The following is a 25,850-nucleotide window of genomic DNA, read 5'->3' as shown; positions in this document are numbered from 1 at the left end:
AAGACCCGCCGATTAACAACGCGCGGCGAGCAACCTGTCAACCTTTCGCTCAGGGTCGATGAGGTATATCCCTGTCACGAATGCCCGCGGTCCGTGCGTTATCTATTTACCACCCGTGTCAACGCACCGGCTTTTAGTCTCGATGCTCAATCCACAGGCGCCTTTGAGCGGCACCTTGAACGAGACTCGACGATGTCTACACCAGTAACTCCGCTGTTTTTCCCCGAGGCGCTGACGTTGCGCGGCAGCTGGCGTGAACTTGGCAAAACCCACGGGCTGACGCAAAGGGACTTCGAATGGTTCAGCCATATCGAACTGGCCAGCCAGGCACTGCGCGATGGGCAGACGCCGCCCATGCTGGCGAAGAAAATCCTGCTGAAAATCCCGGACCGGGAAGCCGTGGTTCTCGCCGGCAGTTTTTTGCTGACCGCGACACCCGATGACAACGGCTTGATTCTCTACACCCCGTACACCGGAATAAAAAAGTTCTCCAGCCGTACGGACCTGACCGAACAACTGGTGACGCAACTCAAGGCGGCCAGCGAAGACGATGACCTGCTGGCCTTCATGGCGCTGTCTCAACGCAAGGCCGTGGTGGACGCCGCCGACATTGAGCTGAACTTTCAAACCATTGACGGCGACGTGTTCGAAGACCAGCGCAACACCCTCTCCACCCATCAGCAACTCAACGACCAGGCCCTGCTCGACGAATTGAAAGCACTGCCGTCCCTGACATCGCTGCTCGACGCATTGCTCAATGAACAGCTGGCAGCGGCTTTCCCCGGTCTGGATCAGGGCCGGACCCAAGTGAACTTCTACCAGGCAACAACGCCAGAGAACGCTGACGAAAGCCATCCGGCGCGACGCTGGGTCAACTCCCTGTCCCTGAGTGAGGCCGTCCTCCTGCACTATCGCCATCAGCGTTGGCCGTCCGGGTCTTCCCCTGAGTTTTCCCATCCGAAAAAGTCCCCGGCAAAAGCCGACCAGCCACTCTGGGAGGCAGGCGTCACGACGATCTCGCGCCAACTGATCAGCCTGCTGGTCGGGCAGCTCGAAAGTTTCTGGGATGCGGCGAGCGCCGATGGCGCATCACGTCGCCAGTTCTTCAGCCAGGCCATTGCCGATCAGGCCCGAGTGCAACTGCTGCTCAAGCGCGAATCCGGGATCATCACCCCGGAGCAAAGCCAGGATTTGCACACGTTGATCTCGACGGCCAGCCGGACGAACGAAGCTATGACGGTCGAAACCGTGCGCCTGTGGGAGTACCAGGCCAATTATGTGGAGTTGGCCGGCTCACTGATGATCAGCGCCGGCAATGCGTTTCTCTACACGCCCACCGCAGGCCTGCAGGTGCTCGAGGACTATCAGGACTTGCGCGATACGGTGCTGAGCAAGTTCAGCGCGGCCGGTCACGAGGATGAGCTCTATGGCCTGCTGAGCCTGGAGGAGCGCCAGCGTTTCATTGGTTTTGACCGGCCGAATGTGACCGGGGAAGTGATTTCCGGCGCGATCTTCCCCAGGCTCTTCGACGGGATCATCAGCAAGCAACGGCAGAACATCGAATATGCCCTGCAGGTGTTCCGTCACAGTGACGGCAGCGTGGACATCCACGCCCTGTTCGACAAGGCGCTGGATATCCGCTCGATGATCAGCGAGCGACTGCTGACGCTGGCTACCTACGGACGCTGGAGCACGCGCCCGGTGTTATCCGGCAATCAGCATCCCTCTATGGTACTGGCCGATACGGCGGCCGCTTTCGTCAAGACCTTCAGCGACATAGAAACACTGATCAACACAGACTTTGCAGCACAACCGTTTGCTACTCTGGCCTTGCAACAGGACTATCTGCAAAACATCAAACCCCGCCTGGCCCATGCACTTTCCGTTGGCCTGCGTGGCGAGGCCAGCCTGCGGGTACTCGGCGCGACACTGCGGGATGCGGATCGGGCCATTGTCGAAACGGTCTTCAACCCGGACCTGCCCGACCGGAAAAACCGCCTGTCACTCAAGGGCTTTCGCCCCGATGCCTACTCGTTGACGCTGGAGCGCTCTGGCCAGGAGGATGTCCTGCCGTTGGCCCATTGTCTGCTGTTGACCGAGCGTGGCGGACTCGATCCCTCACATTCCGGCCGAACGATCCTGTGGACACCCGCCGAGGGCCTGGAAGTCTTTGACACCATCACTCATGCAAGGCTGGAACTGAACCGTCGCCTGCTCGAACCGCAACAACGCCTGGCGTTGCTGGAAAACCTCACCCCGGCCCAGCGCGCCTTTCACCAACGCTACTCACTCGGTCCTTTACGGCTGATAGAAGGGTCTGTATTGGAACGGGTCGCGCAATCGACCATCGAGCACTTTCTGGCTCGCTGCGAACACGTACGCACGTTCGACCTTAGCGACACTAAGCAGAAAAAAGCCCTTGAAGACCTGACCACAACGGTGCTCGACACCAACCTGCGAAGAGCCACGTCGATTGCCCGGGCGATCAGCCAGCAGCAGTCCCTGCCCGCCTGGCTGGGAATGGCTCCGCTGCAAGAGCAGCGACTGCACCTTGAACTGCTGGAGCAGTACCGCAACAGCGTTGATGAGGACAAAGACTATTTACACGCAATAAAACCTCTCAAGTCGTATGTGCATGAAACACTGAAATCGTTGCTCGCCAGCCGCTTCCCCGCAACAGCGCTGGACCCTGACAATATTGAAATCACCCCGAACCTGGCCTTGGTCGGCCCCGCCCGGAGCCTCACCGAGTTCGCCTTGCACCACGTCAACATTGCGCAAGGCACCGGGTTCAAAATCAGCTCGGCAACCACCCAAGCCTTGCCCGAGGGGCTGGACCAGGCGGCTATCCGCCAACTGCTGCTGTCATTGGACATTGCGCGAAACTACGCCAGACAGGTCTCGGACAGCTTGACGAAACAAGCGGCCGACGCCGAAAGCCGGTTGTTGCGCTTCGTCAAACAACTGCCCTGGCAGTTGCTGCAACACGCCCACGAACTCAAGTTGCAGCAGCGACTGTCCGATAGCGCCTTCGATTTGCTTCGGCAAGTGCTGGACATGCCGGACGCCATCGCCCGGGCGACCGTAGGAGGTGCTCACGCCATTGCCCGACCATTGGAACTGATCAAGACAACCGGTGCCACCGCCGTCAAAGCGCTGGGCCTGTACCTGATGGGTCCCGGCGAAGGCAAGACAGGCCCGCAAATCCTCTATGCCCCTTACCACCCCGGTGGTTCACCGTTCGTAGAGTTCGACAATGAGGCCAGCGTTGTCTCGGCGTTCAACACACCGGGGCCATTGCAGGACATGTTGATACGTCGCCTGCCGGACAGTCAGCAAACGGTGTTTCGCAACCTGTTCAAGTCCACCGCCGGCCAGTCGAGCGAAATCACCCTTGCGTCCAACCCCATCGACGGCAACCTGCTCACCCAATTGTTCCATGACAACACCCAACTGCTGGTGAAGATGCTCGGCAGCCAGGCAAACGCTACCGCTCAGTCTGACTGGGAGGCCGTCAAACACCTGATCGCCTCCGGCATAGAGCGCGTTTCAGGCCTGCTGCCGGGCAAGCTCGCGTATGTGCAGTTTCTTTGGAAGGCCTACAAGGACGCCCTGAACTCAGCCGAAGCCCTGCAGGACCATCACTGGACAAGCGCATTGCGCGACTTTATTGCCGGCGCGGCACAAATCCTGTCATTGGGTCGGTTGTCCCTTGAAGGATGGGCCGAAAGCGCCCAAGCAACCGGCGAAGCCGCTGCTCCTCCGGTTGTCACCCCCGTGATCGCGCAACCCTGGTCGCAGGTCCGGTCGACTGCCCCGTTGCGCACGCAGCTGCAGCCGTTCGAAACCACGGTCGAGCTCAAGGACCTGACGAAGAGCCGCACGGACGGCACCTATCTCGAAGCGGGCAGCCAGAAAACCTTCGCCGCCATTGCCGGCAAGGTGTACGGCGTGAACAAGATCGGGGCGGTCTGGAAAATAATCAAAGGGGAAGAAGAAGGCCCCGTGTTACAGGCGGCATCCGACAAGCAACTGGTGATCGATCCGGACACCCATACCGTCCACTTCGGCAAAGCCGTCTCGAAAATGCACAACCAGTTTGCCTATGCCCATGCCGCCCAGGAGGTGCTGAACATCGAGGCCCGGGGGATGGAAGAAATCCGCGCAAAACATCCCGAAAAAGCCCACATGATCGTGCAGGCCATCGACATGGCTCGCTATTACGCGTTCAACAGCCTGCACAACCTGGTGCAACTGCGCAAACTTCTCCCGGGCACACGACTGGATACGTTCCTCAAAAGCTTCTTTGGTGTTGATCAGGTCGACAAAGGGCTGATCGACAAAATCAAGCAGGCCATCGTCCCCATCTGCAATGCGCTGGTCGACCCCGATGATGACTGGATGAACTCGCAACGCTTTATCGTGGGTTCAAACCGGAATCCGAAGGACAACCTCGTTGCGTTTGTCCTGGACAAGGATCAACAGCGCAATGTGCATTTCACCGAAAGATTCTTCGATCAACAACTCGACTGGTACAAATCCTGTCTGTCACAACCCTTCAATGTCGACAGCCATAGCCAGGCCGCCACGTTGATACACGAATTCGCCCATTTGTTTTCCGGGGCCGTGGACATTGCATACCTTGAGGCCAGGCGGCCGTTCAGCGATCTGATATCGCCGATCACCGCCTATGGCGCAGCCATGAAACAGTCCCAACTGGATTTCCAGCGAGTAGCCTTGTCGATGGAAACGCCCAAGGAAGAATTGTTCGCACGCTGGAACAGCGGGCTGCGAACGTGGATCAGCCTGGATTCGATACCGGGTTCTTATCACATCGGCAAGACCGTCCTGCGGCTGACGGGGAGCAAGACCATGGATAAGGCACGGGAAGCTTTTTTAAACGTGCAGGATTCGAAATTCCGAACCGACGTCATTTTGCACAATGCCGACTCGATCGCCTTTCTGATCTGCGAAATGGGCCGACAACTGGACCCGGTGCCCGTCGCTTCGACCTCTGAAACCTGATCCCGACGTAATAACGCGCAGATCCCCGGATCTGCGCGCCACAATGGTGCTAGTTTTGATCTTTTTTTCACGCCCCCTATGGATACTGCTACCCGACAGCAGGTGCTCCAGAGGCGAGGCGCTGAAAAAAACTACCCATTGATGGTTAAATGCCATGACTGATGTTCTCGCAAACTTCCCCCAAGGTTAGAATGCAGAAAATCAGGATGGGCCAATGACCGACCACACGCTCTCAGAAGCCGAATACGATGCCATCACCGATGCCGCTGCGCATTGGTGCATGCGTCTGCACGCCAATGACTGTACCGAGCAAGAGCGCCACGCGTTCGAGCAATGGCGTGATGCGCATCCGCTCCATGCCTTCGAGTACGAAGCGATGCTGGAGATCTGGGATGTCGCCGGCGACTTGCCCCGTGCCGAACCTGTGGTGCCGCTGGTTCGCACCCAACCCGTAAACCCGTGGCGCCGCCTGGCTATTGCAGCGGCGGTGTGTGCCCTGGCACTGCCTTTGGCCGGTTATGGTGGCTGGCACCTGGGCTGGGTACCGAACGCGTACCAGAATTTCGAAGCGACCGACAATGTCCGAACGGTCACCTTGAAGGACGGCAGCCAGGTGGAACTGAACCTGGGCAGCGAGCTAACCTACAGCAACTACAAGGATCAGCGGCAAGTCACGCTGAAAAAAGGCGAAGCCTTCTTCAGTGTCAGCCATGACACCCGTCACCCTTTCGTGGTCAAGGCCGCCGAAGGCCGGATTCGCGTGACCGGGACCCAATTCAACGTCTGGATGTATGAAGACCAGGTCAAGGTCAATCTGGTCGAGGGTTCGGTACTGGTCAGCAGCAACGCCAACCTGCAAGGCGACGGTTTGCGTCTTGGCCCGGCGATGCAGGCCAGTTATCGCCACGGCGACTTCATCCCCCGTATCAGCCAGACCTATGACAATGACAGTTCGCTGGCCTGGCGCCAGGGCAAGCTGGTGCTCGACGATCTGGCCCTGAGCGATGCGCTGCCATTGATCAATCGCTACCTGGACAAACCGTTGATGGTGGCTGACAACAGCACCGGCTCGATCCATATCGGCGGCATCTACAACATCAAAGAGATCAACGGCCTGGTGAAGTCCTTGCCGCGGGTCCTGCCGGTCTACCTGACCCGCAACCAGAACGGCAATCTGGTGGTCAACGCGATTCCGCAAACATCCCCGAAAAGCTGAAAAGGCCGCCACCCTTGCGGGGTGCGGCCTTCAGCGTTCATGCAAAACGCCACTTCCTTATTGCTCGGCCACCTTGGCAGCCTTTGCATCCTGCTGACGAATCGTCTGCACCTGATAGTCCGGGTCGGACAGGATCTGTTGCTCGGTGAAGGGCAGCACGCTCCATTGCTTCCTGGCAAAAGCCTGCGTCTGGTCCCGTGAATACTTCGAGGCCGGGTCGCTGGGCAACGAGAACGCCAGCAGCCCGTTGGCCTGCGGTCCGTTTTCGTCAAAGGTCACCACTTGCAGGTAACTCGTGCCGCTGACCACTTCGCGCTTGCCATCGCTGCGCGGCACGCTCTGGATGGCGTTGTATACCCCCAGCGTCCCCGGCCCGCCGTGGATCGGCGTCTGTTGTCCGCCGCTGCTGACCACCTGGATATCGCCCCAACGGCTGTCCGGCTTGAGGCCTGCCGCCTTGACCTGTTCAGCCGAAGCCAGCATCGCTGCCCGTAGCGCCTTCGCCACCTCCGGGTGATCGACTGCCAGTCCCCGCGGCGTATGTTGCGGATTCTGCGGATCGAGTGCCACACGCCATACGTCCGGCACTGGCTCCAGCGCCTCCATGACATTCTGGAAGTGCACAAAGCCCAGACCGCTGCTCAGGTTGGCGTTGCGGTCCCAGGCCTTGAGGCTGGCGCACATTGGCGTGAGCGTTTTTGCATCGGCACCGAGATCCGCCACGCAGAATTGCAGCAGGTCCGGCATCACTTGATCCGCCTGATAAACCTGATCGTCCATGACCATGCGTTGCAAGTCCGCGGCCCCGACCTTGCCGGCCTTGGTCAGTGTAGTCAAACGGTCCAGGGCAAAGCGTGAGCGCAGCCCCAATGGCTGGCTGTCCTGACTGATCAATGGCGAGTAACCGGTCAGCGGTTGCGCCGGGTTGGTCATCCTTGCCGAGTCGTTGGCGTGCTGGACAAAATCCTTGCGCAGCAATTGCGGCAACTTGTCCGCTGCATAGATACCCTGTTGGGGCGCCTGCGGGTCGATGTCCCAGGCACAGGCGCTGTTGGAACCGTCGAGAATGATCATCTGCAAGCCCACTCGCGGATCGCTGCATTGCGCCAGCTTGTCGACGCTGACGTTGGGCACCACCGAGAGGTTCATGTACAGCGTCTGCCCCTGATCGTCCGCCGCCAGCGTGTTGACCCACGGTATACCCTGGATCCTGTGCACCGAGGCCTGGAAATCCTTGAGGTTTTCCGCGCGGTTCATCGCGTACCACTGCTGCAGAACGCGGTCGTTATCCAGATTGGCGTCGCGCAGGCTGAAGGCGTACTGACGATCCCAATCCAGTTTTCCAGGCCATTGCACGATCGGAGCGAATTTCGAGCTGTAGACCACATGTGAAATCGCCTGGACCTGCCCGTCCGCCTGCCTGCCTGACGTTGACGGTCACGGTCTGCCTGTCCATCGGCAAGGACTGGCCGTCGAGCAGGTAACGGGTCGAATCCTTGGGATCGAGTTGCAGGCGATACAGCGTGAAATGCCTGGACGAATCCACGGTGTGGGTCCAGGCCAGATGTTGATTGAAGCCGATGTTGATCAGCGGCAGGCCGGGCAACGCCGCGCCCATCACGTCCAGTTTGCCGGGAATGGTCAGGTGCATCTGATAAAAACGCATGCCACCCACCCACGGAAAGTGCGGATTGGCCAGCAACATGCCGCGTCCGTTGAAGCAACGCTCGCTGCCCACCGCGACAGCGTTGCTGCCCCGGTCCAGGGCAAAGCGCTGCATCCGCGTGGCGGCCACCTGGAACGCGGCCTGTGCACTCGACGTCTGGGCCACGGCCTGGGGTGGCGTGGCACCGGCCAGGGCTTCGGCAAACTGGCCGACGCCACCTTCGACCAACAGGCGCCGGGTCCGCCGCAAGGCTCAGCCCCAGGCTCAACCCCAGAGTCACACCCGCCAGGCTCAACCTGGTTAACTGGCTGGAAATAATCACGCTCGCTCCTGATCGAAAAAACGATGGCCACAGGTGCGCATATCCACGCACGCCGTGTCTCCCTGTAGGGACGAAGCTCACCACAAAAATTTAGGGATTTACTGCGCAACGGCCCATGGACTGACAGGTTGATCACGCGATGGCGACAAATTTTCTACATTTGAGCCTTCATGATTCGGGCTGCTCATACGTCTAGTCCTGTAAGAGCGCCCACTTTTTCCTGATCAGGCTCTGAAAAGGAGTTTTTGCAATGTACAACTCGCAACTGCCAACGGACGGTAGCAATGCGCCAAAGGGTACTTCCATGGGAGTCAGCGCATTCGAGCCGCGTACCGATCGCCACCGCAACGAGCGGATCAGGATCCTGCTCAAAAGCTTTGGCCTTCGAACCAGTCTGATCCGCCTGAAAGTCATCGACGCCCTGCTGACGGCCGCCGAAAGCGACCGCAGCCTTGGCGTGCGCGGCGTGCACAGCCAATTGCTGGACCTGGATGTTCCCCTGTCCTTTCTCAGCGTGCGTGAAGTGCTAAAGCGCTTGTGCAGCGAAGGCGTGATTGTCCTCAACCCCGACAAAAGCTACAGCCTGCATCCCCAGTCTGCTGCCATTCTGCGCAACCGATGATCGAATGATCAGGGCTTGACCTTGCGGCGCATCACGCCATTGACGACCACCACGATCACTGCCACACCGATGGCGATGTACTGGAACATTTTTTCGCTGATGACGCCGGTGTTCTGCAACCAGGAAAGGCCAAACATGATCCCCAGCACCACCAGGGAGATCAGAATCGAGTATTTCAAACGTTGCGACTGAGTCATTGCGGGTTCCTGAATCTGAAAATGTATCCGGTTTGTATCGACTCGCATGCCAAGCGCTTACCCGGTTTCGGGGATAAGCCGCTACAAGCGGGGTCTCATGTTACAGCCGATGAAGAGTTTTAGCTTCATTGCGGCGATAACCATGAGGACTTTCAAATGTTGCGTCGAATCACACTGCTGATTCCCCTGCTTGCCATCCTGACCCTGAGCGGTTGCATTGTTTTCCCCCACGGGGGCTGGCACCACGATCACTATGACAACCATGGCGGACCAGGTTACTACCAGCATCGTTAACCATTACTCAATGCCCTGAATCCTTGCGGTAAAAGTCATTGCCCGGCTGGGCACACAGTTCCACCAGCCAATCGACAAACACACGCACCCGCCGGGATAACTGGCGGTGCGGCGGATAAAGCGCCGTCATCGGCATGCCCGGTGGCGGCACTTCCTTCAGCACTTCACACAAACGTCCCTCCTCCAGTTGCCGCGCCACGTGATAATACGGCGTCTGCACCAGGCCATATCCCGCCTCGCACGCCGCCAGATAGCCATCGGCACTGTTGACCGCCACCTGCTTGGGCAGGTCGACCGACCGCACCTGGCCATCCACGACAAACTCCAGCCCATAGCGTTTGCCACTGTTGCTGGCGACATACTCGACCATCTGGTGCCCGCACAGGTCATCCAGGGTATGGGGCGCTGCATGTCGCTGCAGGTAGTCGGGGCTGGCACAGGTCACCTGATCCATCATCACCAGCGGCCGCGCCACCAGCGAATCGTCCAGCGGCGAGCCTCCACGCAACACACAATCGACGCCTTCGCGTATCAGGTCCACCGGCCGGTCGTTCAGACCGATTTCCAGTTCGATCAACGGATAGCGGGCGGTGAATTGCGGCAGCGCCGGAATCACCACCAGGCGCCCCACTCCCGCCGGCATGTCTACGCGCAACAACCCCTTGGGATTGTGCCGTGCAGCACTGAACACCGCTTCGGTCTCTTCCAGATCCGCCAGCAAGCGCACACAACGCGGGTAATAGGCCGCACCGTCGAGCGTCAGACTGATCTGCCGCGTGGTGCGTTGCAGCAGTTGCACTCCCAGATGCGCCTCCAGCTGCTTGATCAGAATGGTTACCGAGGCCCGGGGCAATTGCAGGCTGTCGGCAGCCCTGGCAAAGCCACCCAACTCGACGATTCGGGTAAAGACGCGCATGGCGTTGAAACGGTCCATTGCTGGCTCCACCGGCTGATTATTTAGATTTAACGAATAGTGATAGCCGTTTTAGCCGGTTTATCTTGTTTCTGTCGAGGTGAACAATGCCGGCTCACCTAACAGGGAGCTGATTTCATGCACGCACGTCAATTGGGAAAAAACGGTCCGCCGGTTTCGGCCATCGGCCTGGGCTGCATGGGCATGACCGACTTCTACACCACCGGCACCGACACCCGCGAAGCCACGGCCACCCTGCACCGCGCGCTGGAACTGGGCGTCAACCTGCTCGATACCGCCGACATGTACGGCCCGCACACCAATGAAGAACTGATCGGCAAAGCCATTGCCGGCAAGCGCGATCAAGTGTTCCTGGCCAGCAAGTTCGGGATCGTCCGCGACCCGGCCAACCCCACCGCCCGTGGCGTCAACGGTCGCCCGGAATACATTCGCCAGTCCATCGACGGCAGCTTGAAACGCTTGGGCGTGGACACCCTCGACCTGTATTACCAGCACCGAATCGACCCGCAGGTGGCCATCGAAGAAACCGTCGGCGCCATGGCTGAACTGGTCAGTGCCGGCAAGGTGCGTTATCTGGGATTGAGCGAGGCCTCGGCGGCGACCCTGGAACGGGCGCACAAGGTTCATCCGATCAGTGCGTTGCAAAGTGAGTATTCGTTGTGGAGTCGCGATCAGGAAGAAAACGGTTGCCTGGCAGCCTGCCAACGCCTGGGCGTCGCCTTTGTGCCTTATAGCCCGTTGGGCCGAGGGTTTCTGACCGGCGCATTGAAAAGCCCGGATGATTTCGCGGCAGACGATTATCGCCGTTTCAGCCCGCGCTTCCAGGGCGAAAACTTCGCGAAAAACCTGCTGCTGGTACAACAGGTACAAGCGCTGGCGGCAGAAAAAGGCGTGACGGCGGGCCAACTGGCGCTGGCGTGGGTGCTGGCCCAGGGCGACTACCTGATTCCGATTCCGGGCACCAAGCAACGCAAATATCTGGAAGAAAACGTGGCCGCTCTGGAGGTGACGCTGAACGCCGAAGAACTGCACGCGCTGGAAGCGATATTTCCGGCGAATGCCACCGCAGGCCTGCGTTATCCGGAAGAAGTCATGAAACTGCTCGACCGGTAAGGGCCGCCGGCCCGCTCAATGAACCGGGCGGGCCGGGCAACATGGCGTCAAGCCTCTTCCGAGAGAATACTGCCTGGCCTCACCATGGGGCCGTTGTTCTTGCCGTAAGTTTCCAGGTTTTGCAGCACGTAGATCGCTTTTTTGAACTCGGGAACCAGGTAGTTGGCGTACTTGTTACCCTTCAGATTGTTATTCTGGATGTTCTCCAGTTGCGTGGCGAAATATTCCAGCGCATTGAACTTCGCGTCAGGGTCCTTGATGCCAAACCGGTCGAACTTGTCACCGGCATTGCTCAGCGTGACCGCCGTCACATCACTGATCAGGCCACGCTCTTTCAAAAAGACACTGAGACTGCCCATGGATTTGACTGAAATATCAGTAGGATCAAAACCCTTCATCTGCTTGCGCAATTTCATCTTGTCCATCTTGACTGTATCCAGCTCAACTGGATTGTTGCCCACCAGGTCAAGCATCTGCCTGACCTTGACGCTCTGGGGAACAGGCTTTGATCTGCTGGCGGTATCTCGAACCAGCAGGCCCGCTTTCGCGGTCCAGGCGCCGGTATATCCGATAGTCATTGAAAACTCCTTGCTTTACCAAGTTAGGTGGCCAGAAGTATCGGCCTGAGCACTGACGCCACCAAACTTTAATTAAGAGCTTTAACAATTCTCATACAATTAAGATACACATTGTAAAACTTCTTGTTTATTGAGTCTCGACACTTCAATGAATGGTCTTTCAGACTTTTCTTACATGGCGACTAGTTGGCTTCCATCAACACCGACATTTACCCTCGCATTTCAACCTTACGATTTTGTAATGTGCCCTTCATCTGCCTGACAGCATTGATCTTCTACAATCGAACAACGGATCTTTGTAGTAATTCGAAACACTCCTTGAATGCCTGATCAAAAAAAATGGTCAGAATGCGTTTTTTTGCCCATTAGCCGAGACGAATCCCATGCGAAACCCTCTGCGTCTGATCGCCCTGAGCGCCCTGTTCATGTCCTCCCTGGCCCAGGCCGCCGACCTCATTCCGATCGAGGTTCATCGCGACGCCAACTGTGGCTGCTGCAAAAAATGGATCACTCATCTGGAGGCCAATGGCTTCAAGGTCGAAGACCACGTCGAAGCCAACATGAGTGAGTTCAAGCAACAGCACGGCGTGCCGCCGCGCCTGGCGTCGTGCCACACCGCGTTGATCAACGGCAAATTCGTCGAAGGTCATGTCCCGGCCGACCAGGTCCTGGCCTTGAGCAAGCGCGACGATCTGTTGGGCGTCGCTGCCCCCGGCATGCCCATGGGTTCGCCTGGCATGGAAATGGACGGCATGAGCGATGCCTATCAGGTCATAGGCCTGAAAAAGGACGGCACTGACGTGGTGGTTGCGGACTACCCCGCCCATTGATGTCCGGCGCGTACCTCGGGCTGTTTTTCGCGGCATTCGGTGCCGCCACGCTGCTGCCGTTGCAATCCGAAGCGGTGCTGGTCGGATTGCTGCTCAGCGATCGGTACTGGCTCTGGGCGCTGCTGGCGGTGGCAACGTTCGGCAACGTTCTGGGGTCGCTGCTTAACTGGTGGCTGGGGCGCGGGATCGAGCGGTTCGGCGACCGACGCTGGTTTCCGGTGAGCCCCCGGCACCTGGAGAAAGCCCGGTTTCATTACCAACGCTACGGCCATTGGTCATTGCTGCTCAGTTGGCTGCCGGTGATCGGCGATCCGCTGACGCTGGTCGCCGGGGTCATGCGCGAGCCGCTGGGGCGCTTCCTGCTGATCGTCACCCTGGCCAAAGGCGCCCGTTACGGCGTGCTGGCCGTGGCGACTTTGGGCTGGATGGGTTGAACCATCAAGGGCGGCGGTTGCCTGTGTTTAATGCCGCCCTAATCGAGCCGATCCAGCATCGGCGGATTTTCCATGGAGCTCTCCCATGTCGCGTCCCTTCTCCCGCTGGTTACCCGGTCTGCTGTTGACCACCGCCCTGCCCGTCATCGCCCACGCCGAAGGAGCGGAATACGGCCCTGAGTTGCAAGGTTTCGACTACCCCTACACCCTCAAGCACTTCGCCTTTGAATCCCAGGGCCAATCCCTGCAAATGGGTTACATGGACGTCGCTGCCCACGGCAAGGCCAATGGTCGCAGCGTGGTGCTTATGCACGGCAAGAATTTCTGCGGCGCCACCTGGGACAGCTCGATCAAAGCCCTCAGCGACGCCGGCTATCGGGTCATCGCCCCGGACCAGATCGGCTTCTGCACCTCCAGCAAACCGGCGCACTATCAGTACAGCTTCCAGCAACTGGCGACGAACACCCAGCAATTGCTCAAGGCCCTGGGCATCCAGAAAGCCACCCTGCTGGGGCATTCCACCGGCGGCATGCTCGCCACTCGCTATGCCTTGCAATACCCCGAACAGGTCGAGCAACTGGCGCTGGTCAACCCCATCGGCCTGGAAGACTGGAAAGCCCTCGGCGTGCCTTACCGCACGGTTGACCAATGGTACGAACGCGAACTCAAACTCAGCGCCGACGGTATCCGCAACTATGAACGCAGCACCTATTACGGCGGCCGCTGGAAACCGGAATTCGATCGCTGGGTCGACATGCTCGCCGGCCTGAACAAAGGCCCGGGACATACGCAAGTCGCGTGGAACTCGGCGCTGATCTACGACATGATCTTCACCCAACCGGTGTACTACGAATTCCAGAACCTGAAGATGCCAACCCTGCTGTTGATCGGTACGTCCGACACCACCGCCATCGGCAGTGACATCGCCCCGCCCGAGGTCAAGGCGAAGATCGGGCACTACGACGTCCTCGGCAAACAAGTGGCCAGGCTGATTCCCCAGTCCACGCTGGTCGAATTCCCGGGCATGGGCCACGCGCCACAGATGGAAGAACCGGCACAATTCCACCAGGCCCTGCTCGCCTGGTTGAACAAGACCAACCCCGTGCGTTGAAGAGGAAAGGCTGATGCCTGTGCAGATTGCAGTGATTGATGATTGGCAGGATGTGGCCCGGGATGTGGTGGACTGGTCGGCACTGGACAGCGTCGGCCAGGTGAGTTTTCTCCATGACTACCCCTCCGATACCCCAGCCTTGGCCGAGCGCCTGGCCGGGTTCGAGGTGATCTGCGTGATGCGCGAACGCACCCGGTTCGATGAAGACCTGCTGCGGCGCCTGCCGAAACTCAAACTGCTGGTGACCGGCGGCATGCGCAACGCCGCCCTGGACCTGAAAGCCGCTGCCGCGCTGGGCATTCAGGTCAGCGGTACCGACAGCTACAAACACGCCGCACCGGAACTGACCTGGGCGCTGATCATGGCCGCAACCCGCAACCTGGTGGTCGAAGCCAATGCCCTGCGTGCCGGCCAGTGGCAACAAGGCCTGGGCGGCGACTTGCATGGCAAGACGCTGGCCATCCTGGGTCTTGGCAGCATCGGCCAGCGAGTCGCGCAGTTCGGTCAGGTGTTCGGCATGCGCGTCATCGCCTGGAGTGAAAACCTCACGGCCGAGCGTGCGGCGCAGGTCGGTGTGACCTATGTCGGAAAACAGGAACTGTTCGAACAGGCCGACGTGCTGTCGGTGCACCTGGTGCTCAGCGAGCGCAGTCGCGGTCTGGTGGACGCGCAAGCCCTTGGCTGGATGAAACCCACGGCATTGCTGGTGAACACCGCTCGCGGCCCCATTGTCGATGAAGCGGCGCTGATCAAGGCGCTGCAGAAACAACGGCTGGCCGGTGCCGCCCTGGACGTCTTCGAGCAGGAACCGCTGCCCGCCCACCATCCGTTCCGGACCCTGGACAATGTGCTGGCAACACCTCATGTCGGTACGTGAGCCAACAGAACTACCAGCTGTTTTTCTCGCAAATGATCGAGGACATACAGGCCTGGTCGACGGGTGCTCCGATTCGTCTGCTGGGTTGATACCGCGTCATCATGCTTCGTCGGACCGCCGCCCATGTTGTGTTCGACGAAAATCCTATGTGGGATCGTCAGCGCACACACTGTGTAAGGCACAAAACCATGCCTGCGCCCCGATATGAGCTTTCCTTGAAAACACCGCCAGAACGTAATGAATAATTGTTCATGCTGCGGTGTTCTCAAGACATCAACCCTGAACATGAGGTTGCCGGGGCAGCAGGCCCCTTCAATTGTTCAAGCCGTTGGCTGTCTCAACCATGCGCTGCATCTGGCAGGGCGCGACCTGATCCGAAACCCATGAACCTATGGAGCAACGCCCATGAATATTCGTTTTGCTGTTCTGATGACCCCGTTGTTGCTGACCGCTGCGTTGTCCGGCTCCCTCGCCCTGGCCAACGGTGGTGGCGGCGGTGACGACATGCCCACCAGGCCCAGCTGCCCGAAAGGTCAGGTGCTGGATACCAGATCGCATCGGTGCGTCAGGCAGACCAGCAACCTGGTGCCGGACGAAGACCGCACCAACTATGCCTATCAACTGGCCAAGGCCGGGCGTTATGAAGAAGCCCTGGCCCTGCTCGACACGCTGAAACAGCCAAACACGGCAAAAGCGTTGAACTATCGCGGTTACGCCACGCGTAAACTGGGACGTACCGACGAAGGCATCGGCTATTACCTGCAATCGGTGAAACTCGACCCGCAGTACGCACAGGTCCGCGAATACCTCGGCGAAGCCTATGTGGTCAAAGGCCGGCTGGATCTTGCGCAGGAGCAACTGCAGCAGATCAAATCCATCTGTGGCAGCACCCAGTGCGAGGAGTACCAGGACCTGGCCGAAGCCATCAACGGTTCATCGAAAACCTGACAACCCGAGCGGACGGAGGTCGCCATCGCCAGCGATCAGGCAATACGAACGGAACTGAACCAGCATCTGGCGCGTTTATGGCGCTACGGCCTGCTGCTGTCCCGGCAACGGCATGTCGCCGATGACCTGGTGCAGGCCACTTGCGTGCGAGCGCTGGAACGGGCCGGGCAATTCATGCCGGGAACGCGCATGGACCGCTGGCTGCTGAGCATTCTGCATTCGATCTGGCTCAACGAAGTCCGCGCCCAACGGGTGCGCCAGGGTCAGGGCTGGGTGGATGCCGATCAGGCCTTGTCGTTCGATGGTGAATCCGTGGCCCAGACCCACGTGTTGGCGGCGCAGGTCATCCGTCGCGTCGATGCGTTGCCCGAGACCCAACGCGAAACGGTGTTTCTCGCCTATGTCGAAGGCTTGTCCTACCGAGAAGTCGCTGAAGTGTTGCAAGTGCCCATCGGCACGGTCATGAGTCGCCTGGCCACCGCTCGGGCGAAACTGGCCGAATATCCACCGTTGCACACGGTGCCCAACCCTAACCGAGGAGAACATTGATGAACGCGATACCCTCGGACGAACAACTGGTGGCTTACCTCGACAACCAACTCGATACCGAGCAGCGCTCGCGCATCGACGCGGCCATCATCGCCGACCCGATGCTCGGCCTGCGCCTGCAATGGCTGGATCGCAGCAGCCTGCCGTTCAAGGACGCCTACGATGAACTGGCCCGGCAGGCGCCGGTGGATCGCCTGCAAGCCATGCTCGCCACGCTGCCTTCACCCGCCCGCCCCGGGCTCAGTCGACGCTGGTTCCTGGCCGCCGCGGCCGGGCTTTTGGCCGGCGGCGTGCTGACGGACCGTTTGTTCCTCGGCTGGCAAGCAAGTCAGCAGACACACAACTGGCGCGGCCTGGTGGCCGATTACATGGCGCTCTACGTGCCAGAAACCCTGGATCATTTACCCGCCGATGAAGCCGCCCAACGGGCACAACTGCGAACCATCGATGCGCGCTTGGGCCTCGATCTCGCGCCGGCAAAACTGAGCCTGCCCCGTGCCGAGTTCAAGCGTGCGCAAATCCTCGAGTACGACGGTGCGCCCATCGCCCAGATCACCTACCTCGATCCGGCGCACGGCCCCATGGCGCTGTGCGTCACCCGCTCCAACAACGGCAGCCGCCAAATCGCCCGGGAACAGCGGCGCGAGCTGAACATCGTGTATTGGGCTGACATGGAACACGCCTGGATGCTGATCGGGCATCAGCCGATGGCAGATCTGGAAGAGATGGCCAAGTTGTTGCGCAGTCGACTGAGTGCCTGAGCAGCGCTATCCCGAGCGCCAGTCAAGCCGAAGCCGGCAACCATAAGCGAAAGCGCGCCCCGCCCAGCGGCGAGGCTTCCACCGTCAGCGTGCCGCCCTGGGCCTCCAGCGCGCGGCGGCTGATCGCCAGACCCAGGCCGAAACCACCCGTGGCGCGGTCGCGACTGCGGTCGAGGCGGTAGAAGGGTTCGAAGATCCGCTCGCGCTCGTCATCCGGAATGCCGATGCCGTCATCGTCGACCCAGATTTCACAGCCGCCGGCATAGACCTGCACACCGATCTGAATACGCTTCTCGCAGTAGCGCATGGCGTTGCGCAGCAGGTTTTGCAAGGCGCGGGCGGTCAGGCGCGGGTCCAGGCTGAAGCGTTCGAACTGGCCGTGGAGCAGCACGTCGATGACGATTTCCGGGGACTCCATTTCCTCGTCGACGCTGCCGAGAATGCTGTCGATGAATTCATCCAGCGACACTTCGACCTGCTCCGGTAGCCGCGCCGGGTTTTGCAGGCGACTGTAGGACAGCAGTTCCAGTACCAATTCATCGAGTTCACGAATGTGCGCCACCAGGCTTTGCAGGCGCTCGCGGCTGGCCGCCGGCAAGTCGTCGGACAGGGCCAGCGCCAAGCCGAAATCCAGGCGCGTCAGCGGCGTGCGCAACTCGTGGGACACCGCATTGAGCAAGTCCCGCTGCTGGTTGAGCAGGTTCTCGATGTCGCCGGCCATGGTGTCGAACACACCGGCCAGGCTGCCGATGTTGGAGCTCGGGGAGATTTGCGTGCGCTCGCCCAGGTGGCCCTTGCCAAAGCGTTCGGCCGCGCCCTTGAGGCGTTCCAGATCACGCCAGTGCGGGCGCAGCCACAGCAACAGGCACGCGAGCATGGTCGCGCCGATCAGGACGTTGATGCTCCAGTACAACAGGTTGACGTCCAGCGGGTCCGGTGGCACGACCATTTGCACCACGGTGCGCTCATTCAGCGGCGCAACCGCCAGCGTGCGCCAGCCCCAGTCGCCCACGCGCACGACGTTCTCGCCGCGGCGCAAGCGCTGCTGCTCATCAGGTGTCAGGCTGCTGTCGTCATTGTCACTGAGCACGATGTGCAGTGGATTGAAGTCCTTGTCCATTTCAGCGGCCAGGGCCGGCCACTGTTCGGCCGGTGCCGCGTGAAACTGTTTGACGATCAGCGTTTGCAGCCCGCGGGAATAATCGAGGTTGTAGGTGACAAAGCGCTCGTGGAACACCTTGACCACCAGATCCGGCACCAGGTAAATCGCGGCGCTGAACGAGACGATGGTCACCAGGTACAAACGAAAGAGGATTCTGAACATCGGCTCAGCATTCCCACTCGGATCGACTGAACAGGTAACCCTTGCCCCACACGGTCTTGATCTTGCGCGCCTCGCCGGCGTGGTCGTCGAATTTGCGCCGCAGCTTGGAAATCGCCACGTCCACCGAACGGTCGGTGCCGTTGAATTCGATGCCGCGCAGGCGTTGCAGGATCTGGTCGCGGCTCAACACTTCGCCGGCATGCCGGGCCAGCACCACCAGCAGGTTGTACTCACCGCTGGACAGCTCCACCAATTGCTCGCGCCAGGTCACGGTGCGTTCGGACAAGTCGATGCACAGGTTGCCCATCAGAATGCGGTCGTTGGCGGCCTGCGGCTCGCTGAGGCTGCTGCGGCGGAGCAAGGTCCGCACCCGGGCCAGCAGCACCCGCGGCTCGCAGGGTTTGGTGACGTAGTCGTCGGCACCCATTTCCAGGCCCAGGACCTGGTCGTGGCTGTCGTCGCGGGCAGTGAGCATCAGGATCGGCAAGGTCGCAGAATCGGCGCGCAACAGGCGACAGACTTGCAAGCCGTCGAGTCCCGGCAGCATCAGGTCGAGGATCACCAGGTCCGGCGGATTGAGCCGCGCACGTTCGCGCACATGGTCACCGCGACCGATCACGCTGACGGAATAACCGTTGCGTTCCAGGTAGCTGGCAATCAGTTCGGCGAGGGCGGTGTCGTCTTCGACCAGGAGGATGTTGGGCATTGGGTGTTTCCAGAAAGAGCTGTGGCGTCTGATCCGGCCTCTTCGCGGGCAAGCCCGCTCCCACAGGGATTTGAGGTGAACACAAATGATATGAACACCACCGATCACTGTGGGAGCGGACTTGCCCGCGAAAGCGATCTGTCGGGCGCAATAAAATTCAAGGACTGAAGGATATACGCCCTCACGCACACCTGAGTAAAACCCTTACACAATTTCACACAGCACCAACAAAGCTTCACCGCTACCCTCGCCGTCGCCCAGTAGGATGCTGGGGGTCTTTATTGGGGTATTACATGTCGAAGAATCTGCTTGCCAGGCTCAGCCTGATTGCACTGGCGTTGACACTGGGCGCGTGTGACAAGTCCTCGAACGCCGAGGAACAGGCGCCGCTGGCCACGGTTCGCATCGAGACCATCGAAGCGCGGCCACTGAGCATCAGCAGCGAACTGAGCGGGCGGATTGCCGCACCGCGCATGGCCGAAGTGCGTGCCCGCGTGGCTGGCGTGGTCTTGCAGCGCACCTTCCGCGAAGGCAGTGACGTGAAACAGGGCGATGTATTGTTCCGCATCGACCCTGCGCCGTTCAAGGCTGACCTGGACAGCGCCGAAGCGGCGTTGCGCAAGGCCGAAGCCAATGCGTTCCAGGCCAGATTGCAGGAGCAACGCTACGCCCGGTTGATCGACGACAAGGCCATCAGCGGCCAGGACTACGACAACGCCCGGGCCAACGCACGGCAGACCGCCGCCGACGTCGCTGGCAACAAGGCTGCGGTGGAACGCGCCCGGCTGAACCTCGGTTACGCCACCGTCACCGCGCCGATTTCCGGGCGTATCGGTCGCGCGCTGGTCACCGAAGGCGCGCTGGTCGGGCAGAACGAAACCACGCCGCTGGCACTGATTCAGCAACTGAACCCGATTCACGCCGACCTGACCCAGTCGACCCGCGAACTCAACGAACTGCGCCGCGCCTTCCGTTCCGGTCAGTTGCAGCAGGTCGGCCAGGACCAGGCCAAGGCCACGCTGATTCAGGATGACGGCAGCCTCTACCCGCTGCCGGGCAAAATGCTGTTCAGCGACATCACCGTCGACCCGGGCACTGGCCAGATCATCCTGCGCAGCGAGTTCCCCAACCCCGACCTCGACTTGCTGCCCGGCAGTTTCGTGCGCGTGCGCCTGGAGCAAGCGGTCAACCAACAGGGTATCAGCGTGCCGCAACGGGCCATCCAACGAGACAGCGCCGGCATCGCCCAGGTGCTGCTGCTCGACGCCGAACAGCGGGTCGGGCAGCAACCGGTCGAGCTGGGCGCCGTGCAGAACGATCGCTGGATCGTCACCAGCGGCCTGAAAGCAGGCGACCGCATCGTCATCGAGGGCCTGCAGCACGCCCGCCCCGGCGAGAAAGTGCAGATCGACGACACCCCTCTTCCACTTGCCCAGGCGACTGGTCAGTAAGCAGGACGCTTTTCTATGCCGCAGTTCTTTATCGATCGCCCGGTATTCGCCTGGGTGGTTGCCCTGTTCATCCTCTTGGCCGGTGCGCTGGCCATTCCGCAACTGCCGGTGGCGCAATACCCTGATGTGGCGCCGCCACAAATCGAAATCTACGCCGTGTACCCGGGCGCTTCGGCGCAAACCGTGGACGAGAGCGTGGTCAGCCTGATCGAGGAAGAGCTCAACGGCGCCGATCACCTGTTGTATTTCGAATCCCAGAGCAGCCTGGGCAGCGCCACCATCAAGGCCACCTTCCAGCCCGGCACCAACCCGGAACTGGCCCAGGTGGATGTGCAGAACCGCCTGAAAGCCGTGGAGTCACGCCTGCCGCAAGCAGTCATCCAGCAAGGTTTGCAGGTGGAGAAAGTCTCCTCCGGTTTCTTGCTGCTGATCACCCTGACCTCCAGCGACGGCAAGCTCGACGACGTGGCGCTCAGCGATTACCTGGCGCGCAACGTGATGAACGAGATCAAGCGTCTGGACGGCGTCGGCAAGGCGCAGTTGTACGGCGCCGAACGGGCGATGCGGATCTGGATCGACCCGCAGAAACTGCTCGCCTTCAACCTGACGCCGGCGGACGTCAACACCGCCATCGTCGCGCAAAACGCCCAGGTGTCGGCGGGCAGCATCGGCGATCTGCCGACCCGCACCACCCAGGAAATCACCGCGACCATTCTGGTCAAGGGTCAGTTGTCGACCCCCGAAGAGTTTGCCGACATCGTCCTCAAGGCCAATCCGGACGGCTCGACCGTGCGCATCAGCGATGTGGCGCGGGTCGAGATCGGTAGCCAGGAATACCAGTTTTCCACGCGCCTGAACGGCAAGCCGTCCACCGCCGTCGCCGTGCAGTTGTCGCCCGGTGCCAACGCCCTGAACACCGCGACCCTGGTGCGGGCGAAGATGGACGAACTCAAGCGCTATTTCCCGGCGAACGTCGAGTACTCGATCCCGTACGACACCTCGCCTTTCGTCAAGGTTTCGATCACCAAGGTGGTCTACACCCTCGGCGAGGCCATGCTGCTGGTGTTCGCGGTGATGTTCCTGTTCCTGCAGAACATCCGCTATACGCTGATTCCGACCCTGGTGGTGCCGGTGGCGTTGATGGGCACTTTTGCGACGATGCTGGCGCTGGGGTTTTCGATCAACGTGCTGACCATGTTCGGCATGGTGCTGGCCATCGGCATTCTGGTGGACGACGCCATCGTGGTGGTGGAGAACGTCGAGCGCATCATGGCCACCGAGGGCTTGTCGCCCAAGGAAGCCACGCGCAAGGCCATGCAGCAGATCACCGGGGCCATCATCGGCATCACCCTGGTGCTGGTCGCGGTGTTCATTCCGATGGCGTTCATGCAGGGCTCGGTCGGGGTGATTTACCAGCAGTTCTCGCTGTCGATGGCCACCTCGATCCTGTTCTCGGCCTTCCTCGCCCTGACCTTGACCCCGGCCCTGTGCGCGACATTGCTCAAGCCGATTGCCAAAGGCGAGCACCATGAAAAGTCCGGATTCTTCGGCTGGTTCAACCGTCGCTTCGAACAACTGACCGAGCGCTATCAGGCTTGGGTGGCCTACGCGTTGAAACGCACTGGGCGCTACTTGCTGATCTACGGCGTGCTGCTGATCGGTCTGGGCCTGGCCTTCAGTCACCTGCCCTCCTCGTTCCTGCCTGTGGAAGACCAGGGTTACACCATCACCGACATCCAGTTGCCACCGGGCGCGAGCAAGAATCGCACGGTGCAGGTGGCCGAGCAGGTTGAAGCGCACAACGCCGGTGAACCGGGCATTCGCGACAGCGTGGTGATTCTGGGTTTCAGCTTTTCCGGCAGCGGGCAGAATGCGGCGCTGGCGTTCAGCACACTCAAAGACTGGTCCGAGCGCGGCAGCGACGATTCGGCGGCTTCGATTGCCGACCGGGCCAACGTCGCCCTCAGCCAGATCAAGGACGCGGTGACGTTTGCCGTACTGCCGCCGCCCGTGGATGGCCTGGGTACGTCCAGCGGATTCGAGTTCCGCCTGCAGGATCGCGGTGGTCTCGGCCATGAGAGGTTGATGGAAGCCCGCACCGAGTTACTCGCGGCGGCGGAAAAAAGCCCGATCCTGATGAACGTGCGCGAAAGCGCCCTGGCCGAGGCGCCGCAGGTGCAACTGGTGGTCGACCGCAAGCAGGCCAACGCGCTGGGGGTGTCCTTTGCCGACGTCGGCAACGTGCTGTCCACGGCCGTTGGCTCGGCCTACATCAACGACTTCCCCAATCAGGGGCGGATGCAGCGCGTCGTGGTGCAGGCCGAAGGCGATCAGCGCAGCCAGGTGGAAGACCTGCTGAAGATCCACGTGCGCAACACCCAAGGAAAAATGGTGCCCTTGTCGGTCTTCGTGCAGGCCAAATGGACTCAGGGCCCGGCGCAGTTGACTCGCTACAACGGCTACCCGGCGATCAGCATTTCCGGTGAACCGACGCCGGGCCACAGCACCGGTGAGGCCATGGCCGAGATCGAGCGGCTGGTGGCGCAGGGCCCGGCCGGCCTGGGCCAGGAATGGACCGGGTTGTCGTTGCAGGAACGTTTGTCCGGCAGCCAGGCGCCGATCCTGCTGGGGTTGTCGCTGTTGATCGTGTTCCTGTGCCTGGCGGCGTTGTATGAGAGCTGGTCGATCCCGACCTCGGTGCTGCTGGTGGTTCCGCTGGGCGTACTCGGCGCGGTGCTGGCCGTGACCTTGCGCGGGATGCCCAACGACGTGTTCTTCAAGGTCGGGCTGATCACCATCATCGGCCTGTCGGCGAAGAACGCGATCCTGATCATCGAGTTCGCCAAGAGCCTGTACGACGAAGGCCACGACCTGATCGACGCCACCCTGCAAGCGGCACGCCTGCGGTTGCGGCCGATTGTCATGACCTCCCTGGCATTCATCCTTGGCGTGGTGCCGTTGGCCATTGCCACCGGCGCCAGTTCGGCGAGCCAGCAGGCCATCGGCACCGGGGTGATCGGCGGGATGATCACGGCGACCTTGGCCGTGGTGTTCGTGCCGGTGTTTTTTGTGGTGGTGATGAAGCTGGTGCGCAAGCGACACAAGCGTCCCTGACCCACACACCACCCTGTAGGAGCGAGCTTGCTCGCGATGGACTCCCAGGCACCGCGTTTATCCAGCAGACACGCGTTATCGTTAACGACCATCGCGAGCAATCGAGCGTCGACCGGCTGCTCCTACAAGGGGTGCGTTGATTTCAAGATTGCAGGCACCTGGGCTAAGGTGACTGCAAAGCCCCGAACCATCGAGCCTCCATGTCCTTCCTCACCCGCACCCATCCTCGCCTGTCCGCCGCCATCCTGTTGGGCATCGCGGTGGGCATTCTGGCGCCAGCCGATTCGCTGATCAGCAAGATCCTCTTCGGCTGGAATGCCGGCGTCTGGACCTACCTGATTCTGATGTCCTGGCTCACCGTGCGTTCGAAAGCGACTGACGTGAAACGCATCGCCGAAAAAGAGGACGAAAACGCCGGGCTGGTACTGGCGTTGGTGTGCATTGCGGCACTGGCCAGCCTGGCGACCATCACCTTCGAACTGGCCGGCAGCAAAGACCTGGAAACCACCCGCAAGCTCCTGCATTACGGCTTCACCGCGCTGACGGTGATCGGTTCGTGGCTGCTGATCGGGGTGATTTTCAGCGTGCACTACGCGCGCCTGTTTTACACCTGGGAAGGCAAAGAGCCGGCGCTGCGTTTTGCTGAAGGCCTGACGACGCCCAATTACTGGGACTTCCTGTACTTCTCGTTCACCGTCGGCGTGGCGGTGCAAACCTCGGATGTCGGCGTGGCCACCCGGGACATGCGCAAGATCGTGCTCGCGCAGTCGTTGATCGGTTTTGTGTTCAACACCGCCATTCTCGGGTTCTCGATCAACATCGCCGCCGGCCTGTTCGGCTGATGACTGCACAAACGTTCTAGTCATCGCCTTCGGTCCAGGCGTTAAATAGCCCGGCAACCCGTTTCGCAGGTGCCCCATGAGCGCTCACAACTGGATCGACCTGGCCCAGGATGCCGACACCGGCATCGAGACTCTGCGCGCGCATTTCGAAGGCCACGCCTACGACCCGCATTGGCATGACAGCTATCTGGTGGGCGTCACCGAGCAAGGGGTCCAGCAATTCAATTGCCGACGGGCCAGGCACCAGAGCACGCCGGGCAAGGTGTTTCTGCTTGAACCGGGTGACATCCATGACGGCGAAGCGCCGACCGCCGACGGTTTTACCTACCGCATGCTGTACCTCGACCCGCAGTGGTTGCAGCGCGAACTCGGCGCCGTGTTCGATCATGCCCCCGACAACAGCCAGCTGAGCTTCGCCGCCACCCTGGCCAGCGATGCGCGTCTGGCCCAGGCCACCAGCCTGGCGTTTGAAACCCTGCATCGCGGTGAACTGAAGATTGTCCGCCAGACCGCCCTCGACGGTTTGCTCGAACGCCTGACCAGCCACTTGCACTGGCGCGCCCGCGATGGCCAGGACCCGCGTCTGCCGCGAGTGGCGCACAAAGCCCGGGAATACCTGCATGCCAACGCGCAATACGACATCGGCCTCGATCAACTGGCAGCCGTCACCGGCGTCGACCGCTTCCGCCTGACCCGCGCGTTCAAGGCTGCCTATGGCATGGCACCCCACGCGTATCTGGTGCAACTCCGCCTGGCAACCGCCCGACGCCTGCTGGCCCGTGGCGAACAACCGGCGGCAGTAGCCATGGAGTTGGGCTTTGCCGATCAGAGCCATCTGGGGCGCTGGTTCATGCGCGCCTACGGCCTGACGCCAGCGCTGTACCGCAAACGCTGCTCAAATCTTCCAGACAGATAAGCCCGGGATTGTGAAGATCG

At 60.7% G+C, this 25,850-nt stretch carries 20 protein-coding genes and 2 pseudogenes; 16 read left to right on the top strand and 6 right to left on the bottom strand.

The genetic code is table 11. The features are described 5' to 3' along the window. The first annotated feature begins 192 nt into the window (after positions 1-192). Positions 193-5,025 (top strand): dermonecrotic toxin domain-containing protein, encoded by a 4,833-nt coding sequence (locus tag AC3ITY_RS15265; RefSeq protein WP_489310389.1) that lies wholly within the window; start codon positions 193-195, stop codon positions 5,023-5,025. 214 nt (positions 5,026-5,239) lie between these two features. Then, positions 5,240-6,241 carry a FecR family protein gene (locus tag AC3ITY_RS15260; protein ID WP_489310387.1) on the top strand — a complete coding sequence of 334 codons (1,002 nt, stop codon included), beginning with the start codon at positions 5,240-5,242 and terminating at the stop codon, positions 6,239-6,241. 57 nt (positions 6,242-6,298) lie between these two features. On the opposite strand, the pseudogene pvdQ reads toward AC3ITY_RS15260, so the two are convergent. Next, a pseudogene (gene pvdQ, locus AC3ITY_RS15255) lies at positions 6,299-8,156 on the bottom strand (bifunctional acylase PvdQ); the annotation flags it as partial. Positions 8,157-8,479: 323 nt separating this feature from the next. On the opposite strand from pvdQ, the gene AC3ITY_RS15250 reads away from it, so the two are divergent. Next, on the top strand, positions 8,480-8,851 hold the full coding sequence (locus AC3ITY_RS15250; RefSeq protein ID WP_489310385.1) for a fe2+ zn2+ uptake regulation protein: 372 nt from the start codon (positions 8,480-8,482) through the stop codon (positions 8,849-8,851). 8 nt (positions 8,852-8,859) lie between these two features. Here AC3ITY_RS15250 and AC3ITY_RS15245 read toward each other — a convergent pair whose 3' ends face one another. After that, entirely contained in the window at positions 8,860-9,048 is a 189-nt protein-coding gene (locus AC3ITY_RS15245) for a hypothetical protein (RefSeq protein WP_007983579.1), read from the bottom strand. 156 nt (positions 9,049-9,204) lie between these two features. On the opposite strand from AC3ITY_RS15245, the gene AC3ITY_RS15240 reads away from it, so the two are divergent. Then, the gene (locus AC3ITY_RS15240) at positions 9,205-9,342 is read left to right on the top strand and encodes a hypothetical protein (RefSeq protein WP_008054152.1); all 138 of its coding nucleotides are present in this window, start codon (positions 9,205-9,207) and stop codon (positions 9,340-9,342) included. A 7-nt stretch (positions 9,343-9,349) separates the two neighbouring features. Here AC3ITY_RS15240 and AC3ITY_RS15235 read toward each other — a convergent pair whose 3' ends face one another. Then, entirely contained in the window at positions 9,350-10,276 is a 927-nt protein-coding gene (locus AC3ITY_RS15235) for a LysR family transcriptional regulator (RefSeq protein WP_489310383.1), read from the bottom strand. Positions 10,277-10,393: 117 nt separating this feature from the next. Between AC3ITY_RS15235 and AC3ITY_RS15230 the strand changes: the two genes are divergently transcribed. Next, the gene (locus AC3ITY_RS15230) at positions 10,394-11,389 is read left to right on the top strand and encodes an aldo/keto reductase (protein ID WP_489310381.1); all 996 of its coding nucleotides are present in this window, start codon (positions 10,394-10,396) and stop codon (positions 11,387-11,389) included. A gap of 47 nt (positions 11,390-11,436) precedes the next feature. Here AC3ITY_RS15230 and AC3ITY_RS15225 read toward each other — a convergent pair whose 3' ends face one another. Beyond that, the gene (locus AC3ITY_RS15225; protein ID WP_489310379.1) at positions 11,437-11,967 is read right to left on the bottom strand and encodes a hypothetical protein; all 531 of its coding nucleotides are present in this window, start codon (positions 11,965-11,967) and stop codon (positions 11,437-11,439) included. A gap of 383 nt (positions 11,968-12,350) precedes the next feature. Here AC3ITY_RS15225 and AC3ITY_RS15220 point away from each other — a divergent pair, with 383 nt between their 5' ends. From AC3ITY_RS15220 to AC3ITY_RS15190, 7 genes and pseudogenes are all read left to right on the top strand, one after another. Further along, on the top strand, positions 12,351-12,797 hold the full coding sequence (locus tag AC3ITY_RS15220; RefSeq protein WP_150753558.1) for a DUF411 domain-containing protein: 447 nt from the start codon (positions 12,351-12,353) through the stop codon (positions 12,795-12,797). Beyond that, on the top strand, positions 12,797-13,231 hold the full coding sequence (locus AC3ITY_RS15215; protein WP_489310377.1) for a YqaA family protein: 435 nt from the start codon (positions 12,797-12,799) through the stop codon (positions 13,229-13,231). The genes AC3ITY_RS15220 and AC3ITY_RS15215 overlap by 1 nt, the downstream gene beginning before the upstream one ends. A gap of 85 nt (positions 13,232-13,316) precedes the next feature. Next, positions 13,317-14,342 carry an alpha/beta fold hydrolase gene (locus AC3ITY_RS15210; protein ID WP_489310375.1) on the top strand — a complete coding sequence of 342 codons (1,026 nt, stop codon included), beginning with the start codon at positions 13,317-13,319 and terminating at the stop codon, positions 14,340-14,342. Positions 14,343-14,355: 13 nt separating this feature from the next. Continuing rightward, positions 14,356-15,308: pseudogene (locus tag AC3ITY_RS15205) on the top strand (D-2-hydroxyacid dehydrogenase family protein). Between the two features lie 316 nt (positions 15,309-15,624). Further along, entirely contained in the window at positions 15,625-16,167 is a 543-nt protein-coding gene (locus AC3ITY_RS15200; RefSeq protein ID WP_489310373.1) for a tetratricopeptide repeat protein, read from the top strand. Between the two features lie 66 nt (positions 16,168-16,233). After that, the gene (locus tag AC3ITY_RS15195) at positions 16,234-16,716 is read left to right on the top strand and encodes an RNA polymerase sigma factor (protein WP_411741647.1); all 483 of its coding nucleotides are present in this window, start codon (positions 16,234-16,236) and stop codon (positions 16,714-16,716) included. Then, on the top strand, positions 16,716-17,477 hold the full coding sequence (locus AC3ITY_RS15190) for an anti-sigma factor (RefSeq protein WP_489310371.1): 762 nt from the start codon (positions 16,716-16,718) through the stop codon (positions 17,475-17,477). The genes AC3ITY_RS15195 and AC3ITY_RS15190 overlap by 1 nt, the downstream gene beginning before the upstream one ends. A gap of 22 nt (positions 17,478-17,499) precedes the next feature. On the opposite strand, the gene AC3ITY_RS15185 is transcribed toward AC3ITY_RS15190, so the two are convergent. Together AC3ITY_RS15185 and AC3ITY_RS15180 are read right to left on the bottom strand one after the other, a co-directional pair. Next, positions 17,500-18,801: an ATP-binding protein gene (locus AC3ITY_RS15185; RefSeq protein WP_489310369.1), complete on the bottom strand. Its 1,302-nt coding sequence runs from the start codon at positions 18,799-18,801 to the stop codon at positions 17,500-17,502. A 4-nt stretch (positions 18,802-18,805) separates the two neighbouring features. After that, a complete protein-coding gene (locus AC3ITY_RS15180; RefSeq protein ID WP_489310367.1) occupies positions 18,806-19,507 on the bottom strand; it encodes a response regulator in 702 nt (233 codons plus the stop codon). A 293-nt stretch (positions 19,508-19,800) separates the two neighbouring features. Between AC3ITY_RS15180 and AC3ITY_RS15175 the strand changes: the two genes are divergently transcribed. The 4 genes from AC3ITY_RS15175 (at position 19,801) to AC3ITY_RS15160 (ending at position 25,830) form a co-directional block, all read left to right on the top strand. Then, positions 19,801-20,958 (top strand): efflux RND transporter periplasmic adaptor subunit, encoded by a 1,158-nt coding sequence (locus AC3ITY_RS15175; RefSeq protein ID WP_489310365.1) that lies wholly within the window; start codon positions 19,801-19,803, stop codon positions 20,956-20,958. A 15-nt stretch (positions 20,959-20,973) separates the two neighbouring features. Beyond that, positions 20,974-24,072, top strand: a complete 3,099-nt coding sequence (locus AC3ITY_RS15170; RefSeq protein ID WP_489310363.1) for a multidrug efflux RND transporter permease subunit — start codon at positions 20,974-20,976, stop codon at positions 24,070-24,072. A gap of 200 nt (positions 24,073-24,272) precedes the next feature. Next, on the top strand, positions 24,273-24,914 hold the full coding sequence (locus AC3ITY_RS15165) for a DUF1345 domain-containing protein (RefSeq protein ID WP_489310361.1): 642 nt from the start codon (positions 24,273-24,275) through the stop codon (positions 24,912-24,914). A gap of 76 nt (positions 24,915-24,990) precedes the next feature. Beyond that, positions 24,991-25,830, top strand: a complete 840-nt coding sequence (locus tag AC3ITY_RS15160) for an AraC family transcriptional regulator (protein ID WP_489310359.1) — start codon at positions 24,991-24,993, stop codon at positions 25,828-25,830. Positions 25,831-25,850: the final 20 nt, after the last annotated feature.

The organism is Pseudomonas sp. GL_091 (assembly GCF_057837725.1).
The sequence above is the reverse complement of the archived record's forward strand: the minus strand, read 5'-3'. Positions and strand labels throughout refer to the sequence as shown.

Excerpts from the sequence above, each read along its gene's own strand:
- AC3ITY_RS15250 (WP_489310385.1), top strand. The coding sequence starts at position 8,480 with ATGTACAACTCGCAACTGCCAACGGACGGTAGCAATGCGCCAAAGGGT.
- AC3ITY_RS15240 (WP_008054152.1), top strand. The coding sequence starts at position 9,205 with ATGTTGCGTCGAATCACACTGCTGATTCCCCTGCTTGCCATCCTGACC.
- AC3ITY_RS15185 (WP_489310369.1), bottom strand. The coding sequence starts at position 18,801 with ATGTTCAGAATCCTCTTTCGTTTGTACCTGGTGACCATCGTCTCGTTC.
- AC3ITY_RS15170 (WP_489310363.1), top strand. The coding sequence starts at position 20,974 with ATGCCGCAGTTCTTTATCGATCGCCCGGTATTCGCCTGGGTGGTTGCC.
- AC3ITY_RS15260 (WP_489310387.1), top strand. The coding sequence starts at position 5,240 with ATGACCGACCACACGCTCTCAGAAGCCGAATACGATGCCATCACCGAT.
- AC3ITY_RS15175 (WP_489310365.1), top strand. The coding sequence starts at position 19,801 with ATGTCGAAGAATCTGCTTGCCAGGCTCAGCCTGATTGCACTGGCGTTG.
- AC3ITY_RS15180 (WP_489310367.1), bottom strand. The coding sequence starts at position 19,507 with ATGCCCAACATCCTCCTGGTCGAAGACGACACCGCCCTCGCCGAACTG.
- AC3ITY_RS15160 (WP_489310359.1), top strand. The coding sequence starts at position 24,991 with ATGAGCGCTCACAACTGGATCGACCTGGCCCAGGATGCCGACACCGGC.
- AC3ITY_RS15245 (WP_007983579.1), bottom strand. The coding sequence starts at position 9,048 with ATGACTCAGTCGCAACGTTTGAAATACTCGATTCTGATCTCCCTGGTG.
- AC3ITY_RS15230 (WP_489310381.1), top strand. The coding sequence starts at position 10,394 with ATGCACGCACGTCAATTGGGAAAAAACGGTCCGCCGGTTTCGGCCATC.
- AC3ITY_RS15235 (WP_489310383.1), bottom strand. The coding sequence starts at position 10,276 with ATGGACCGTTTCAACGCCATGCGCGTCTTTACCCGAATCGTCGAGTTG.
- AC3ITY_RS15215 (WP_489310377.1), top strand. The coding sequence starts at position 12,797 with ATGTCCGGCGCGTACCTCGGGCTGTTTTTCGCGGCATTCGGTGCCGCC.
- AC3ITY_RS15190 (WP_489310371.1), top strand. The coding sequence starts at position 16,716 with ATGAACGCGATACCCTCGGACGAACAACTGGTGGCTTACCTCGACAAC.
- AC3ITY_RS15225 (WP_489310379.1), bottom strand. The coding sequence starts at position 11,967 with ATGACTATCGGATATACCGGCGCCTGGACCGCGAAAGCGGGCCTGCTG.
- AC3ITY_RS15200 (WP_489310373.1), top strand. The coding sequence starts at position 15,625 with ATGAATATTCGTTTTGCTGTTCTGATGACCCCGTTGTTGCTGACCGCT.
- AC3ITY_RS15265 (WP_489310389.1), top strand. The coding sequence starts at position 193 with ATGTCTACACCAGTAACTCCGCTGTTTTTCCCCGAGGCGCTGACGTTG.
- AC3ITY_RS15165 (WP_489310361.1), top strand. The coding sequence starts at position 24,273 with ATGTCCTTCCTCACCCGCACCCATCCTCGCCTGTCCGCCGCCATCCTG.
- AC3ITY_RS15210 (WP_489310375.1), top strand. The coding sequence starts at position 13,317 with ATGTCGCGTCCCTTCTCCCGCTGGTTACCCGGTCTGCTGTTGACCACC.
- AC3ITY_RS15220 (WP_150753558.1), top strand. The coding sequence starts at position 12,351 with ATGCGAAACCCTCTGCGTCTGATCGCCCTGAGCGCCCTGTTCATGTCC.